This window comes from Mycolicibacterium parafortuitum, assembly GCF_002086815.1.
In the GTDB taxonomy this organism is placed as follows: domain Bacteria; phylum Actinomycetota; class Actinomycetes; order Mycobacteriales; family Mycobacteriaceae; genus Mycobacterium; species Mycobacterium parafortuitum.
On sequence record NZ_MVID01000019.1, the window covers coordinates 107,065 to 121,963 of the forward strand.

General features: G+C 70.4%; 16 protein-coding genes. 2 read left to right on the top strand and 14 right to left on the bottom strand.

Annotation, left to right across the window (positions count from 1 at the left end; translation table 11 throughout):
* Both BST38_RS19525 and BST38_RS19530 read right to left on the bottom strand, forming a co-directional pair.
* Positions 1-828, bottom strand: coding sequence for a segregation/condensation protein A (locus tag BST38_RS19525; protein ID WP_083145114.1), 828 nt, complete (start codon positions 826-828; stop codon positions 1-3).
* On the bottom strand, positions 825-1,697 hold the full coding sequence (locus BST38_RS19530) for a ParA family protein (protein WP_083145115.1): 873 nt from the start codon (positions 1,695-1,697) through the stop codon (positions 825-827). The genes BST38_RS19525 and BST38_RS19530 overlap by 4 nt, the downstream gene beginning before the upstream one ends.
* Positions 1,698-1,820: 123 nt before the next feature.
* Between BST38_RS19530 and BST38_RS19535 the strand changes: the two genes are divergently transcribed.
* Entirely contained in the window at positions 1,821-2,426 is a 606-nt protein-coding gene (locus tag BST38_RS19535) for an O-methyltransferase (protein ID WP_083145116.1), read from the top strand.
* Here BST38_RS19535 and xerD read toward each other — a convergent pair.
* From xerD to BST38_RS19565, 6 genes are all read right to left on the bottom strand, one after another.
* On the bottom strand, positions 2,423-3,367 hold the full coding sequence (gene xerD / locus BST38_RS19540; RefSeq protein ID WP_083145140.1) for a site-specific tyrosine recombinase XerD: 945 nt from the start codon (positions 3,365-3,367) through the stop codon (positions 2,423-2,425). The genes BST38_RS19535 and xerD overlap by 4 nt on opposite strands.
* 14 nt (positions 3,368-3,381) lie before the next feature.
* A complete protein-coding gene (locus tag BST38_RS19545; protein ID WP_083145117.1) occupies positions 3,382-4,017 on the bottom strand; it encodes an NUDIX domain-containing protein in 636 nt (211 codons plus the stop codon).
* Positions 4,010-5,764, bottom strand: a complete 1,755-nt coding sequence (gene pyrG, locus BST38_RS19550) for a CTP synthase (protein ID WP_083145118.1) — start codon at positions 5,762-5,764, stop codon at positions 4,010-4,012. Before pyrG ends, BST38_RS19545 begins: the two co-directional genes overlap by 8 nt.
* 139 nt (positions 5,765-5,903) lie before the next feature.
* Complete coding sequence (locus BST38_RS19555) at positions 5,904-6,845, bottom strand: copper transporter (protein ID WP_083145119.1); 942 nt, start codon at positions 6,843-6,845, stop codon at positions 5,904-5,906.
* A gap of 9 nt (positions 6,846-6,854) precedes the next feature.
* Positions 6,855-8,039, bottom strand: a complete 1,185-nt coding sequence (steA, locus tag BST38_RS19560; RefSeq protein WP_083145120.1) for a putative cytokinetic ring protein SteA — start codon at positions 8,037-8,039, stop codon at positions 6,855-6,857.
* A gap of 93 nt (positions 8,040-8,132) precedes the next feature.
* Positions 8,133-8,516, bottom strand: a complete 384-nt coding sequence (locus BST38_RS19565) for a VOC family protein (RefSeq protein ID WP_083145141.1) — start codon at positions 8,514-8,516, stop codon at positions 8,133-8,135.
* A gap of 31 nt (positions 8,517-8,547) precedes the next feature.
* Between BST38_RS19565 and BST38_RS19570 the strand changes: the two genes are divergently transcribed.
* Positions 8,548-9,135, top strand: a complete 588-nt coding sequence (locus BST38_RS19570) for a TetR/AcrR family transcriptional regulator (RefSeq protein ID WP_237160849.1) — start codon at positions 8,548-8,550, stop codon at positions 9,133-9,135.
* On the opposite strand, the gene recN is transcribed toward BST38_RS19570, so the two are convergent.
* The 6 genes from recN to BST38_RS19595 are packed head-to-tail and all read right to left on the bottom strand — an operon-like array spanning position 9,136 to position 14,693.
* Positions 9,136-10,938 (bottom strand): DNA repair protein RecN, encoded by a 1,803-nt coding sequence (gene recN / locus BST38_RS19575; RefSeq protein WP_083145121.1) that lies wholly within the window; start codon positions 10,936-10,938, stop codon positions 9,136-9,138.
* A complete protein-coding gene (locus BST38_RS19580) occupies positions 10,938-11,870 on the bottom strand; it encodes an NAD kinase (protein WP_083145122.1) in 933 nt (310 codons plus the stop codon). The genes recN and BST38_RS19580 overlap by 1 nt, the downstream gene beginning before the upstream one ends.
* Positions 11,867-12,673, bottom strand: coding sequence for a TlyA family RNA methyltransferase (locus BST38_RS19585; RefSeq protein ID WP_083145123.1), 807 nt, complete (start codon positions 12,671-12,673; stop codon positions 11,867-11,869). Before BST38_RS19585 ends, BST38_RS19580 begins: the two co-directional genes overlap by 4 nt.
* Before the next feature lie 5 nt (positions 12,674-12,678).
* Positions 12,679-12,834, bottom strand: a complete 156-nt coding sequence (locus BST38_RS29420) for a hypothetical protein (protein ID WP_165761615.1) — start codon at positions 12,832-12,834, stop codon at positions 12,679-12,681.
* 13 nt (positions 12,835-12,847) lie between these two features.
* Entirely contained in the window at positions 12,848-13,864 is a 1,017-nt protein-coding gene (locus BST38_RS19590) for an HAD-IIA family hydrolase (RefSeq protein ID WP_083145124.1), read from the bottom strand.
* 1 nt (position 13,865) lies between these two features.
* Positions 13,866-14,693 carry a tetratricopeptide repeat protein gene (locus tag BST38_RS19595; protein ID WP_083145125.1) on the bottom strand — a complete coding sequence of 276 codons (828 nt, stop codon included), beginning with the start codon at positions 14,691-14,693 and terminating at the stop codon, positions 13,866-13,868.
* Positions 14,694-14,899 lie beyond the last annotated feature (206 nt).

Here is a 14,899-nt window from a genome sequence, read left to right on the forward strand (position 1 = left end):
CTATTCCGCGTCCGCGGTCGCCAACTGTTGGCTGGTCGGCCGCTCTCCGGTCCACGCGATCTGGAGCACGCCAAGCGCCTCGGGCTGCTCAAATGTTACCGCCCGCGCCCGGTACAGCTCGAGGAGCGCGAGGAACCGCCCGACGATCTCGATCGGCACCTCACAATCGGAGACCAGCTCGGAGAACGACGCCCACTCCCCGACCCCGCGCTGCTCCAGCAACGAGACCAGCTTGGCCGCCTGCTCGGGAACCGAGACCGACACCTGGTGCAGATGGTCGAGGCGCACGGACGGCACCGGGCGGGGGGTGAACGCCGCGGCGGCGATCTCGGCGAACCGGGCCGCGTCGACGCCGAGCATCACCTCGGGCAGCAGCTCGGAATACCGGTCCTCCAGGGACACCGCCCGCGGGTAGCTGCGCATCGCCGCGGCTTCCAGCTCGGCGAACATCTCGGCGACGTGCTTGAACGCCCGGTACTGCAGCAGCCGGGCGAACAGCAGGTCACGGACCTCCAGCAGCGCAAGATCCTCTTCGTCGTGGATCTCGCCGGCCGGCAGCAGACGCGCGGCCTTCAGGTCCAGCAGTGTCGCGGCGACGACCAGGAACGACGTGGTCTCGTCGAGGCCCAGCTGCGGCCCGATCTGCTTGGTGTACGCGATGAACTCGTCGGTCACCTGGTGCAGCGCGACCTCGGTGACGTCGAGCCGGTGCGCGAAGATCAGCTGCAGCAGCAGATCGAACGGGCCCTCGAAGTTGCTGAGCCGGACCTTGAACCCGGCCTGGGGCGACGCATCGGTGGGCTGATCCGCGGTCGTGGTCTCGCTCACGCGCCGAACCGGTAGATGACCTCACGCGCCAGCGCCCGATATGCCTCGGCGCCAGCAGATTTCGGCGCCCACGTGGTGATCGGTTCGCCGGCCACACTGGTCTCGGGGAATCGCACGGTGCGGGTCACCACGGTGTCGAACACCAGGTCCCCGAAGCGTTCCACGACACGGGCCATCACCTCGCGCGAGTTCACCGTGCGCGGGTCGTAACGGGTGATCAGGATGCCGCTGATCTCCAGCTTCGGGTTCAGCCGGTCGTGCACCTTCTCGACGGTGTCGGTGAGCAGCGCCAGCCCGCGCAGCGAGAAGAACTCACACTCGGTCGGGATGATCACCCCGTCGCTGCAGGCCAGCCCGTTGACGGTGAGCAGGCCCAGCGACGGCTGGCAGTCGATCAGCACGTAGTCGTAGCGGTCCAGCACCGGGTACAGCGCGCGGGCCAGCGTCTGCTCACGGCCGACCTCGTTGACGAGCTGGATCTCGGCGGCGGACAGGTCGATGTTGCTCGGCACCAGGTCCAGCCCGGGCACCCGGGTCTTGATCAGCACCTGGTCGATCGACACCCGCGGCTCCACCAGCAGGTTGTGCACGGTGTGCTCGAGCTCGTAGTGCGGCACACCCAGCCCGGCCGACAACGCCCCCTGCGGGTCCAGGTCGACGAGCAGCACGCGTCGGCCGTACTCGGCCAGGCTCGCGCCGAGGTTGATCGTCGAGGTGGTCTTTCCGACGCCGCCCTTCTGGTTGCACATCGCGATGACCTTCGCGGGTCCGTGCGAGGTGCGGGGCGTGGGTTCGGGGGTCTGACGTGGGAGCCGGCCGGTCAGACCGGGAGTGGGTTCGGGGTCCGGGGCGCCTGTCGGGTCGGTCATGCCAGACCTTCGCTGGTCAGGCAACCTGCAGGCATGGCGGACATCCGGGCAAGTTTAACGGGGAGAGACGAATCGGTGAGGCAGACCCGCACGAAGGCCGGATATCGCGGCTAATCTCACGCCATGAACGGTCTGCGGAGGTGGGCCCGGCTGGCGCTGGGCATGCCGTCGTTCGTGCGCACCGGCCAGTTCGGTGACGGCCGGGAGACCGCGTGCGCGGACTTCGTCGAGGCCACCGCACCGCGCGGTGACGTGGCTGCGGCGCTCGCCGCGATCGACACCTTCGCCACCCGCGAGGCGATGCTCGTCAAGGTGCTGTCGGTGGAGTTCTCCGCGGCCAACGCCGAGGTGGCGCGCCGCATCTGGGCCCACGCCGGGGTCGCCGGCCGGGTCACCTGCGTCGTCGGCACGATCGGGGACGGCGGGCACACCCTCGACACCCTCGCCGGCGAGCACGACGTCACCGCGGGCGGTGTCGACCTGCTGTTCATCGACCACGACAAGAGCGCGTACCTGCCCGATCTGCTCGCCATCGAGGAACGCGGCTGGCTGCACCGGGGCTCGATCGTCGTCGCCGACAACGTGCGCATCCCCGGCGCACCGGGCTACCGGCGCTACATGCGCGAACAGCAGGGCGTGCGGTGGGACACCGTCGAGCACAAGACCCATGTCGAATACCAGTCGCTGCTGCCCGACCTGGTGCTCGAATCGGAGTACCTGGTCGGTTAGCGGGCCCGCGGGTGGGCGCCGGCCCACACCTCGCGCAGCGCGTTGACGGTGACCATCGTGTAGATCTGCGTGGTCGTCACCGAGGCGTGGCCGAGCAGTTCCTGCACCACCCGCACGTCGGCGCCGCCGTCGAGCAGATGGGTCGCGAACGAGTGCCGCAGCACGTGCGGGGACACCGTCGCGGTGACGCCCGCGCGTTCGGCGGCGTCCTGCAGCACCTGCCACGCGCTCTGCCGCGACAACCGGCCACCGCGGGCGTTGAGGAAGATCGCCGGGGTCCCGCGTCCGCGGCGGGCCAGGTCGGGACGGCCCCGCACCAGGTAGGTGTCCAGTGCACTGACCGCGGGGCGCCCGATCGGGATCAGCCGCTGCTTGCCACCCTTACCGCGCAGCAGCACCGACCGGGCCTCGGTGTCCACGTCGTCGACGTCGAGCCCGACCGCCTCGGAGATCCGGGCGCCGGTCGAGTACAGCAGTTCCAGCAGCGCCCGGTTGCGCAGCGTCAGCGGTGAGTCGGCCTCGCTGTCACCACCGGCGGCGTCCAGCAGCGCCAGCACCTCGTCGATGGTCAGGCTCTTCGGCAGCCGCCTGCTCGGGGTCGGCGGTTTGACGTCGCGGGCCACGTCGATCGCGGCGAATCCCTCGGATGCGGCGAACCGGTGCAGACCCCGCACCGCGATCAGTGCCCGCGCGGCGGACACCGCCGACAGCGGCACCACGCCGTTGTCGGGGTCACCCTGGCGCAGCGCGACCAGGAACTCGCTGACGTCGGTCTCGGCGACCTCGGCGAGGTCGCCGATTCCCCGTGCCCGCAGATGTTCGGCGTAGCGGCGAAGATCGCGCCGGTAGGAGCTCAGCGTGTTGGCGGCGACCCCACGCTCGATCGCCAGGTGATCGAGGTAGCCCTGGAGTTGATCGTCGAGGGCGGTTCCGACGTCCATCGCCGCCGCCTCGCTCACGTATGCCCGATCCGGCGGGCGAACGCCCGGGGCCGGTCCACCCACGGCGCGTCGACCGGCCGCAACGACGAGGGGTCCGGCAGCGCGTGGGCGGCCAGGATGCCCGCCACCGCGATGGAGTTGACGATGTCCCCGGAGTACACCCGGGCCACCGCGTCGGCGAGGTCGACCCGGGTCACGGTCAGGTCGGCCTCCTCGTCGTGGGCCTCGGGGCGCTCCACCTCGCTGAGTCCGGTGGCCAGGAAGATCCGGACGCTCTCATCGCAGAAACCCGGCGCGGACGCGGTGTCGACCAGCGTGTGCCACTCGCGTGCCGCCAGCCCCACCTCCTCGACGAGTTCGCGGGCCGCGGTCACATGCGGCTCCTCGCCGCCGAAATCCAGCAGCCCCGCGGGCAGCTCCCACAACCGCCTGCCGAACGGGTGGCGGTACTGATGGACCAGCACCACCCGACCGTCCTCGTCGAGTGCGACCACGGCCACCGCACCGAAGTGCTCCACCACCTCGCGCCGGGCGGTTCCCCCGCCGGGCATCCGCACCTCGTCGGCGCGCAACGCCAGGATCTTGCCGACGTGCAGGGTTTCCGAACTTGCGGTGGAGAACTCGTGGGTGCCCGGGTCGTCCTCAGCCACGAGCCGGGGCGTCCTCGAGTGCGTGCTGCTCGGCACCGTTGGCCTGCGAGTCCGGAAGCTCCGGAATTTCGACGGGCAGTCGTTCCCCGTTGTTGTACTCGACGGCCGCACCGACGAACGCGATGAACAACGGGTGGGGGCGGGTCGGCCTGCTCTTGAGCTCCGGGTGGGCCTGAGTGCCGACGAGGAACGGGTGCACGTCGGCGGGATACTCGACGAACTCGACCAGGTGCCCGTCGGGTGAGGTGCCGGAGAACCGCAGCCCGCTCTCGGCGATCCGCTCGCGGTAGGTGTTGTTCACCTCGTAGCGGTGCCGGTGCCGCTCCGAGACCTCGGTGGCTCCGTAGGCCTTGGCGACCAGCGAATCCTTCTCCAGCACAGCGGGATATGCGCCCAGCCGCATGGTGCCGCCGAGGTCGGCCTCGCCGGCCACGGCGTCGCGCTGATCGGCCATCGTGGAGATCACCGGGTCGGGGGTGTCGGGATCGAACTCGGCGGAGTTCGCCTCGGTCAGCCCCACCGAGCGGGCGGCCTCGATCACGATGCACTGCAGGCCCAGGCACAGCCCCAGCAACGGCAGGCCGCGCCTGCGCGCAAACCGGATGGCACCGAGCTTGCCCTCGATGCCGCGGATCCCGAACCCGCCGGGAATCAGCACCCCGTCGACGTCGCCCAGCGCGGCGGCGGCACCGGCCTCGGTCTCGCAGTCATCGGACGGGATCCAGCGGATGTCCACCTTGACGTGGTGGGCGAACCCGCCGGCCCGCAACGCCTCGGCGACCGACAGATACGCATCCGACAGGTCGATGTACTTGCCCACCAACGCGATTCGGACGGTGTCGCGAGGCTCGTGGACGCGGTGCAGCAGATCGTTCCACTGCGTCCAGTCGACGTCGCGGAACGGCAGGTTGAGCCGGCGCACGACGTACGCGTCGAGCTCCTCGCGGTGCAGCACCTTGGGGATGTCGTAGATCGACGGCGCGTCCGGGGTCGAGATGACCCCGTCGATGTCGACGTCGCACATCAGCGCGATCTTGACCTTCAACGGCTCCGGCACGTCGCGGTCGCAGCGCAGGATCAGCGCGTCGGGCTGGATACCGATGTTGCGCAGCGCGGCGACCGAGTGCTGGGTCGGCTTGGTCTTGAGCTCACCCGACGGCGCCATGTAGGGCACCAGCGAGCAGTGCAGGAAGAAGCAGTTGTCGCGGCCCACCTCGTGGCGGACCTGGCGCGCGGCCTCCAGGAACGGCAGCGATTCGATGTCGCCGACGGTGCCGCCGACCTCGGTGATCACCACGTCGGGCCGGTTGCCGTCGGCGTCGGGGGCGGCCATCTCCAGCACCCGGCGCTTGATCTCGTCGGTGATGTGCGGGATCACCTGCACCGTGTCGCCGAGGTACTCGCCGCGGCGCTCCTTGGCGATGACCGTCGAATACACCTGCCCGGTGGTCACATTCGCCGACCCGGACAGGTTCCGGTCGAGGAAGCGCTCGTAGTGGCCGACGTCGAGGTCGGTTTCGGCGCCGTCCTCGGTGACGAAGACCTCACCGTGCTGGAACGGGTTCATCGTGCCGGGGTCGACGTTGAGATACGGGTCGAGCTTCTGCATCGTGACCTGCAGGCCCCGCGCGGTCAGCAGCTGGCCGAGGCTGGACGCCGTGAGCCCCTTACCGAGTGACGACACGACACCACCAGTGACAAAGATGTGCTTGGTGGCCGTTTGCGGGTGCTTGCGTAGCGCTGGCAAGAACTACCTCCGTGATGACCGGGCAGGGCTTCGTTCGGTTCGGGTCTTCGATGAGTTCGAAAACCCTGTTGGGGCCTGCCGACCCACGGAATCTCACCCTAACACCGACAGCGCCTCACTGTTCCCGGCGCGCCGGTGGCTATTGCGGGACGGTGACCGACGTCGCTCCCGGACCGACGCCGAACTGATCCGGCCGGGCGCCGTTGAGCAACGCGCCGAGCGCCAGCACGGCGGTGATGCGTCCCGATTCGGCGTTGACGTCGTCGACGGTGCTGACCGCGTTCTTCAGCGCGGCATCCGAGCGGGTCACCGCGATCGCGGCGGTCCCTGTCGCGGATCCGTCACGGCCCACGAGCACGGTGCCGGACCCGTGCCTGGCCAGGCCGGACGCGAACCGCGCCACCGTTGCCCCCTGGTTGCCGGCGTCCTCGCCGAGCGGGCCGCCGGTGACAACGAGCGCGGTGTTGGCCGCGCCGATCCGTTCGGTGCCGTAGGTCAGGAACCCGGTGTCACGCAGCGCGCGCAACACGGTCTCGCGCTGGCCGTCGTCGATCGGGGGCGCCTTCGGATCCTTGTTCGCCAACAGCGTGATGCCGAGCAGGTCACCGGCCTGCGAGCCCTGGTCGACGGTGGCCGTGCTCAGCTGCGCGCCGGCGGGCACGATCGGCGAGTTGACCACCGACAGCAGTTTCTCGGCAGAGTTCGCGTCGACGAACTCCTGGGTCAGCCCGACGGTGCCGGACACCGAACCGCCCGCGGCACCGACCATCCGGACCAGGCCGTCGACGTCGCCGTCGGTGGCGTCAGGGGTGCGGAAGATCACCACCGACTTGTTCGCCAGGGTGTCGCGCAGGATCCGCGGCGCCATTTGCGCATCGAAATTCCCTGCTGCACTGAGCTTCTCGTTCAACGCGTTGCGTTCGTCGGTCAAGGTGTGGATCTGCTGCTGCATGTCCTGCTTGTCGTCACGCAAGCCGGACAGCACGGTATTGGACAGCAGCCCCGACCCCAGCGCCACACCGATGGCGAGCGCCAGGAAGACCGCGGCGAGCGAGATGGCGTGGGTGCGCAGTGAGATCACGTCGGTCCTCTACGACACCAGGCCCTGAGCCCACAGCAGGAACTGGTTCCAGTACTGCGAGACCCACTCCAGCAGCGCCGCGTCGGCGCGCGACACCCACAGCGCGGCGATCACCGCGATCAGCATCGCGAGCACGAGCATCGCGATGGCGCCGCCGGAGACCCGGCTGCGGTACAGCGTGGCGACCGCTTTCGCGTCGACCAGCTTCTCCCCCACCTTCATCCGGGTCAGGAACGTCGACGGGTTGCTCTGCTGCCGGTTGCGGTCGAAGAACTCCTCGATGCTGGCGGCGTGACCGACCGTGACGATCAGCGCCGCGCCGTGGTGGTCGCACAGCAGCAGCGCCAGATCAGCGGCCGACCCGGCGGCCGGGAACGTCATCGCGCCGACCCCGAGATCCTGGATCCGCTCCAGCCCGGCGGCGTGCCCGTCGGCGTCGGCGGGCAGCACCACCTGGGCGCCGCACCGCAGCACCTCGGTGCTGATCTTGTCGGGGTCGCCGACGATCAGCGCGGGCCGGTACCCGGCCTTGCGCAACGTGTCCGCGCCGGCACCGACGCCCACCAGCACCGGCTGATACTCCTTGATGAACGGCTTGAGGGCCTTCAGGTCCGCGGCCGCGTGCTCCTCCTCGGCGACGATCACCACGTGGCGCCGGTTCATGTCGACGTCGATGTCGGGGATGCCGATGCCGTCGATCAGCAGCGGGCTCTCGCTGCGGATGAACTCGATCGTGTTGCCCGCGAAGGCCTCCAGGTGCGCGACCAGCCCGCCCTTGGCCTCCTGCATGAGCTCGTGAATGTCGGCGTCGGTGCGCTCGGTGCCCAGGATCAGGCGGCGGTCGCCGTGGTACACGCCGCCCTCGTTGATCCGGACCCGGGCGCCGTCCTTGACCTTCTTGAACACCTCGGGCCCGGTGTCGTCGATGAGCGTGATGCCGTTGGCGACCAGCACCTCGGGGCCGAGGTTCGGGTATCGGCCGGAGATCGACGGCGACGCGTTCACCACGGCCACGACTCCGGCGTCGACGAGGGCGTCGGCGGTCACGCGGTCGAGATCGAGCGCATCCAGGACGACGATGTCGCCGGGGGTGACGCGTCGCAGAAGACGATCGATGTCGCGGTCCACTCGGGCGGTGCCGGTGATACCTGGCCGTGAGCTGGCATTACGGGACAGCAGCGCTGACATCTTCATGGCCCGATTCTGGCCAGCGACAGCGGAAATCCGTCGGAGGCGCGCCGTAACACCAGCCCCAGAAGTTCGCTTCTGTCACACGAGTAACAGGTTTTAGGGTGTGTACGCCTCGAAGAGTTCGACCAGGTTTCCGGATGGATCTTCCGCCAGCGCTTGACGCCCGCCGCGCCCCTCGATGAGCGCGCCGCGGAAGGTGACACCCTCCTCGCGCAGGGCCGCCACCACCGCATCCAGGTCTTCGAGCTGCACCTGGAAGCGGTTCCAGCCGCCGGGCCGCGGCAGTTCACCGGAAGGCATCCGCTGTCCGGCACCACCGCCGCCGGCAGGGGTGTTCACCAGCAACCGCAGCCCACCTCGGCGCAACATCGCAAACCCCGGCCCGGGTTTCATCACCACCTCGAAGCCCAGATGGCGGGTGTAAAAATCCACCGTGTCGTCGATGTCGTCCACGATGTACCGCACACTGAAGTCGGAGATTGTCGCACCTCCGTGCAGTTACGATACGACTGTGTCCCATAGCGAGACAAGTAGTCCCAGGCAAGATCCGCGGATCGCCCATTCACGGCGCGCCATCCTGCGCGCGGCGCTCGCGGAGTTCGCCGAAAGCGGTCATTCCGGATTCCGGATGGAGGCGGTCGCCGTCCGCGCCGGAGTCGGCAGGAGCACGGTGTACCGGCACTGGCCCGACAAGGCGGCGTTGGTCACCGATGCCCTCGCCGGGCTCAGCCGCCAGCCCGATCCCCGTCCCGAGGACGGCGACGAGACCGCACGCCGGCGCGCGCAGATCCTGCTGGACCACCTCGCCGCCGCACTGTCCGATTCGCCGGTGGCGGCGTGCCTGCCCGCGGTGATCCACGCCGCCGCCAACGACGACGATTTCCGCCGCCGACTGCACCAGTTCTCGGCGCAGCGGCGACGACGGCTCACCGAGACCATTGCGGCCGGCGTCGCATCCGGCGAGTTCCCTGCCACGGTGGATCCGGAGACCGCGTCGACGGCCCTGTCCGGTGCCGTGTTCTATCGCGCGCTGATGACCGCGGACGCTCCCGACACAGGCTTCGTCGCCGCGCTGCTCGACACGGTCCTTCGCGGCTGATCAGTCGGCGGCGGCGCGTTCGGCGCGGGCGGCGTCGAGCAGCTCACGGGCATGCGCCCGACCACTGTCGGACTCCCCCAGCCCGGCGAGCATGCGGGCCAGTTCGGCGACCCGGTCGTCGTCGTCGAGGCGACGCACGCCGCTCGATTTCGCCTCCCTGGATTTCGCACCGGCCTTCTTACCGTCGGTGCCACCCGACACCCCTTCGACCACCAGGTGCACGTCGGCGTACGCGGCGACCTGCGGCAGGTGGGTGACGACGATGACCTGGTGGGTGCGTGCCAACCGCGCCAGCCTGCGGCCGATCTGGACGGCGGCGCGGCCGCCGACCCCGGCGTCGACCTCGTCGAACACCATCGTCGTCCCCTCGGCCGATGCCGAGAGCACCACCTCCAGCGCCAGCATCACCCGCGACAGCTCGCCACCCGAGGCGCTCTTGTGGAGCGGCAGCAGGTCGGTGCCGTTGTGCGCGGCGAACCCGAACTCGACGGCGTCGACCCCGTCACGGCCCGCGTGCACCGTCTCGCCCGACGGCAGCACCAGCGGGGCGGTGTCGTCGGCGCGGGCGAGTAACGGGGAGACCGAGATCGCGAACTGCGCCCCCGACATCGCCAGCCCGGCCAGTTCCGTGGTGACCGCCTTGGACAGGCCCTTGGCCGCCTTGGTGCGCGCCTTGGTGACGTCCTGCGCCGCGGCGACGACCGTCACCTGCAGCTCGTCGACCTGGCGCTGCAGCTCAGAGAGCGTCTCCTCGGATACGTCGAGCGCCGAGAGCCGGTCCTTGGCGTCCTTCGCCCAGGCCAGCACGCCGTCGACGTCCGGGGCGTACTTGCGCGTCAGCGTCCGCAGTTCGGCCTGGCGCGCCAGCTTGGACTCCAAAGTGCTGGCATCGCTGGGCAAATCGTCCAGGTACTGGCTGAGCTCGCCGGACACATCGACCAGGACCGTCAGCGCCGACCCCAGCTGGTCACCGAGCGCCCGCAGCGGGGTGTCGTCGGTGCCCTCCAGCGCGGTGCGGGCCCGTCCGACCGCGGCGGCCGCGGAGAACCCGTCCGCCGCGGCGTCGTCCCCGTCACCGGACAGTGCCGCGCGCGCGGTCTGCACCGCCTCCCGCAGCGCGTCGAGCTCCGAGAGCCGCCGGATGTCGGCGACCAGGGCCTCATCCTCGCCCGGCTGCGGGTCCACCAGATCGATCTCGTTCAGCGCGAACTGCAGCCGGTCGGCCTCCTGAGCGAGCTCGCGGGCGCGCCGGCGACGGTCCTCCAGGTCGCGCCGCGCGTCCAGCCACGTATCGCGTGCCGCGCGGTAGCGCTGCAGTGGGCGGGACACGTCGGCGTAGCGGTCCAGGGCCGCGCGCTGCTCGTCGGGCCGCATCAGCCGCAGCTGGTCGTTCTGCCCGTGCAGCGCCAGCAGTTCGTTGGTGAAACCGCTCAGCGACTTGGCCGGCACGCTGCGCCCGCCCAGGTAGGCGCGTGACGGGCCGTCGCGGCTGACCGAACGGGCGGCGATGACGCTGCCGTCGTCGTCGCGGTCGGCGCCGCACGAGTCGAGGATCTCGTCCACCCGTGCGCTGACCGCGTCCCCGACCTCGGTGGTGGTGAAGCGGCCCTCGACGACCGCACGGTCGGAGCCCGACCGCACCTTGGTCGCGTCGGCGCGCGCACCGCCGAGCAGATGCAGGCCGGTGACGACCATCGTCTTGCCCGCGCCGGTCTCACCGGTGAGCACGGTCAGACCGCCGTCGAACTCTGCGGTCGCCGCGCTGATGGCTCCCAGCGCCTCGATTCGGATTTCGGCTAGCACTACTGTCCGCGCCACCCCGTGACCGGCAACCGGAACTTGCGCACCAGACGGTCGGTGAACGGCGCACTGTCCAGCCGCACCCACTTGAGCGGGGTGCTGCACCGGGTGACCTCGAGCCGGCCGCCGGCGGGCAGGATCATCTGCCGCCTGCCGTCGCAGAACACCAGCGCGTCATGGCCGGACGCCTCGATCTCGATCGCGATCGCCGCGTCGGGGCTGGTGACCATCGGCCGGGCGAACAGCGCGTGGGCGTTGTTGGGCACCACGATGATCGCCTCCAGATCGGGCCACAGCACCGGGCCGCCCGCGGAGAACGCATACGCCGTCGACCCCGTCGGCGTCGAGACCAGCACGCCGTCGCAGCCGAACGACGACACCGGGCGGCCGTCCACCTCGACGACCACCCCGAGCACACCGAGGCGGGGACCCTTCTCCAGGCTGGCCTCGTTGAGCGCCCAGCCGCGGTCGAGCACTTCCCCGCCGGCGCGCACCGACACGTCGAGCGTCATGCGTTCCTCGACCCGGTAGTCGCGCCGGATGATGTGGTCGAGCACCGTGTCGATGGCCTCGGCTTCGGCCTCGGCGAGGAATCCGATCTTGCCGAGGTTGACCCCGAGGACCGGGATCTCGGCGTTGCGGGCCAATTCGGCCGCCCGCAGGAAGGTGCCGTCGCCGCCCAGCACGAGCACCAGCTCGCAGCCCTCGGCGGCGCGTTCGTCGATGTCGACCACTTCGATCCCGGCCCCGAGGGCCCGCATGTCGTCCGGGGACAGCGGCACCGGCCCCCGGTCGACCGCCTGCGCGGACAGCGCCCGCAAACCGATCCCGTTGTCGGCCAGCACCTTCTCGACACGGCGCGCGACCTCTGTGGCCTCCGGACGGCCGGTGTGCACGACCAACAAGATGGTGCGCTCCGGCGGACTGACGCTCATTGCGGCCCTTCTTCGACGGCCTGCCGGACAGCGGCTTCGAGCGCGTCGGCCGGCATGGGTTCGGCGTCGGCCCGCAACCGGAGGAAGTATTCGACATTGCCTGCGGGTCCGGGCAGCGGGCTGGCGGTCACCGCCACAGCGTGCCAGTTCAGTTCGGCGGCCCGGCGGGCGACCGACAGCACCGCATCGGCGCGCAGCAGCGGATCGGACACCACGCCGCCGGTGCCGACCCGGTCCTTGCCGACCTCGAACTGCGGTTTCACCATGGGAACGATATCCGCGCCGGGTGACGAGCACGCGGTCAGTGCGGGCAGCACCGTCGCCAGCGAGATGAACGACAGGTCGGCCACGACGAGGTCGACGGGCCCGCCGATCGCGTCGGCGGTGAGGTCGCGGACGTTGGTGCGTTCCATCACCGTCACCCGGGGGTCGGTGCGCACCGGCCACGCGAGCTGGCCGTAGCCGACGTCCACGGCGACGACCTCGCGGGCGTCGCGATGCAGCAGCACCTGGGTGAACCCACCGGTCGAGGCCCCCGCGTCCAGGCAGCGCCGGCCCGCGACGTCGACGCCGAACGCGTCGAGAGCGCCGATCAGTTTGTGGGCTCCGCGGGACACCCAGGAGTCTTCGTCGCCACCCTCGACGGTCAGGTTCGCGGTGACGGTCACCGCGGTGGCGGGTTTGGTCGCCGGCATACCGTCGACCCGGACCCGGCCCGCGTTGATCAGCTCGGCCGCCTGCTGCCGCGACCGGGCCAGTCCCCGGCGGACGAGTTCGGCGTCCACACGTGCGCGCCGCGTCACGCGGGTCAGCCCTTCTCGACGGATTCCAGCGCGCGCACCAGCAGATCGTGCGCCTCGTCCAGGCGCGCGGCGACGGAGTCCAGGTCGGCTGCCGACAGGTCCGAATGCTCACCGAGGAGTTCGGCGACCTGGGCGCGGATCTGGTCGGGATCGTTACTCATGTCGGGGTTCACGCTAGCCGATGGAGGTCGGCTCCAGAGCCCACCGTGCGACGGCCTGTCGCGCCGCGTTGTCGGCGCCGGTGATGGGTCGGCGGCCGGTCGTCCCGGCGCCCCACACGGCCGCGGCGATCGCACGCACCGGCGACAACGCGTCGCCGGGATCAGAACCGGTGGACGACAGCGTGACCGCCTCGGGTGAGACCTCGACCTGCCAGCCCGGGTGCTCGGCGATCCGCAGGGTGTCTGCTGCCGCGCCGGTCAGGGCGCGCAGATCCTCGGCCAGGAAACCTGGCCGCTGGTCCTCATCGGCCCAGATCGCGTCGGCGGCGGTGTTCACACCGCACAGCACCATCAGGCTGGGCAGCGCCGCGGCGTTGGCGCCGGCGATGTCGGTGTCGAGGCGGTCACCGACGACCAGCGGTCGGTCGAACTCCCCCCGGGACAGCGCATCGGCCATCAGCGCGGGGGCGGGCTTGCCGGCGACCTGAGGTTCGGCCTCGGTGGCGATGCGCAGCGCGGCCACCATCGACCCGTTGCCGGGCAGCAGGCCGCGCTCCGACGGCAGCGTCTTGTCGACATTGGCGGCGATCCACAGTGCCCCGGCCCGGATCGCCAGCGCCGCCTCGGCGAGGTTCTGCCAGCCGGTCTCGGGGTTGTGCCCCTGCACCACGGCCACCGGGTCGTCGGACCACTCCCGCACCGGCGTCAGATCGACGGCGCGGACCTCGTCGGCCAGCGAGTCCGTGCCGACGACAAGCACTTTCGCGCCGCCGGGCAACTGCTCGGCCAGCAGTCGGGCCGCGCTCTGGGCACTGGTCACCACATCGGCCGCGACGGCGGTGAAGCCCAGCTCGCACAGATGGTCGGCGACCTGCCCGGCACTGCGGGACGCGTTGTTGGTCACGTAGAGCACCCGCGCGTCGATCGCGGCCAGCGTCTGCACCGCGCCCGGGGTGGGCTCGTGTCCGCGGAACACCGTGCCGTCGAGGTCGAGCAGCAGGCAATCGTGCTGCTGCGCAAGGGTGCTCACCTCAGGACAGCTCCGTGATGCGCTCTTCGGCGTCGGTCACACCGTCGACATCGGCCTTGGCGGCGTTCAGGAACCATTGCAGCGCCTCGTCGCGCCGGTCGAGGGCCAGCAGCGTATCGGCGTAGGCGTAGAACAGCCGCGCCGCGGTCTGCCCGGTCTGGGCCGGGTCGAGCGTCGGGGTCGACAGCACTGCCAGTGCCTGCTCGTGCTGGCCGAGATCGGATCGTGCGCCGGCGACGACGATGCGCAGTTCGTCGGCGTCCTCCCCGGTCAGCGCGGCGGCCTCGTCACTGCGGGCGAGCTCGATCGCCCGTTCGGGGCGGCCGACGCCGCGCTCGCAATCGGCGATCAGCGCCAACAACGGTGAGCGACTTCCCATTCGGCGTGCGGCACGCAGCTCCGCGAGCGCCTGGGCCCAGTCGCCACACTGGTAGGCGGCGATCCCGACGGCTTCGCGGACCGCGGCGATGCGCCCGGACCGGGCACGCGCGGCGCGGGCATGTTCCAGAGCGGCCTCGGGGTCGTCCTCGAGCAGTTCGCCGGCGGCGACGAGATGGCGGGCCACCGCGTCGGCGGTCGCGCGATCGAGCGTGGTCAGTTCACCACGGATCTCGGGTGAGAGCTGCTTGGCCTCGATCTCGGGTGGGATCGGCGGACCGCTGTGGCGCGGGTCGTCGCCGTCGGTGCGGGGCTGCACCGGACGTGCGCGCTGGGGACCGGACCGGTGCGGGGCCGAACGGTTGTCGCGGCGCGGGCGCTGCTGGCCGCCACCGCCGTTGGACGCGCGGTCGGGCCGACGTTCGCCGCGGCCACCCTGGTTGTTCTGCACAAAGAAAGGATACGGCCAAGCTCTGGCGACTCATAATTAATGAATTCAGAATGCCGAATTCGAATACGCTTTTCGACTAATTGCGGGCGCAATGAAGAGCAATAGGGCCGGAATAGGAAATAGCCCCCCACGCGAGGTGGGGGGCTATTCCAATTTGTGTTCGGCGGTGTCCTACTTTTCCACCCGTGTGGGCAGTATCATCGGCG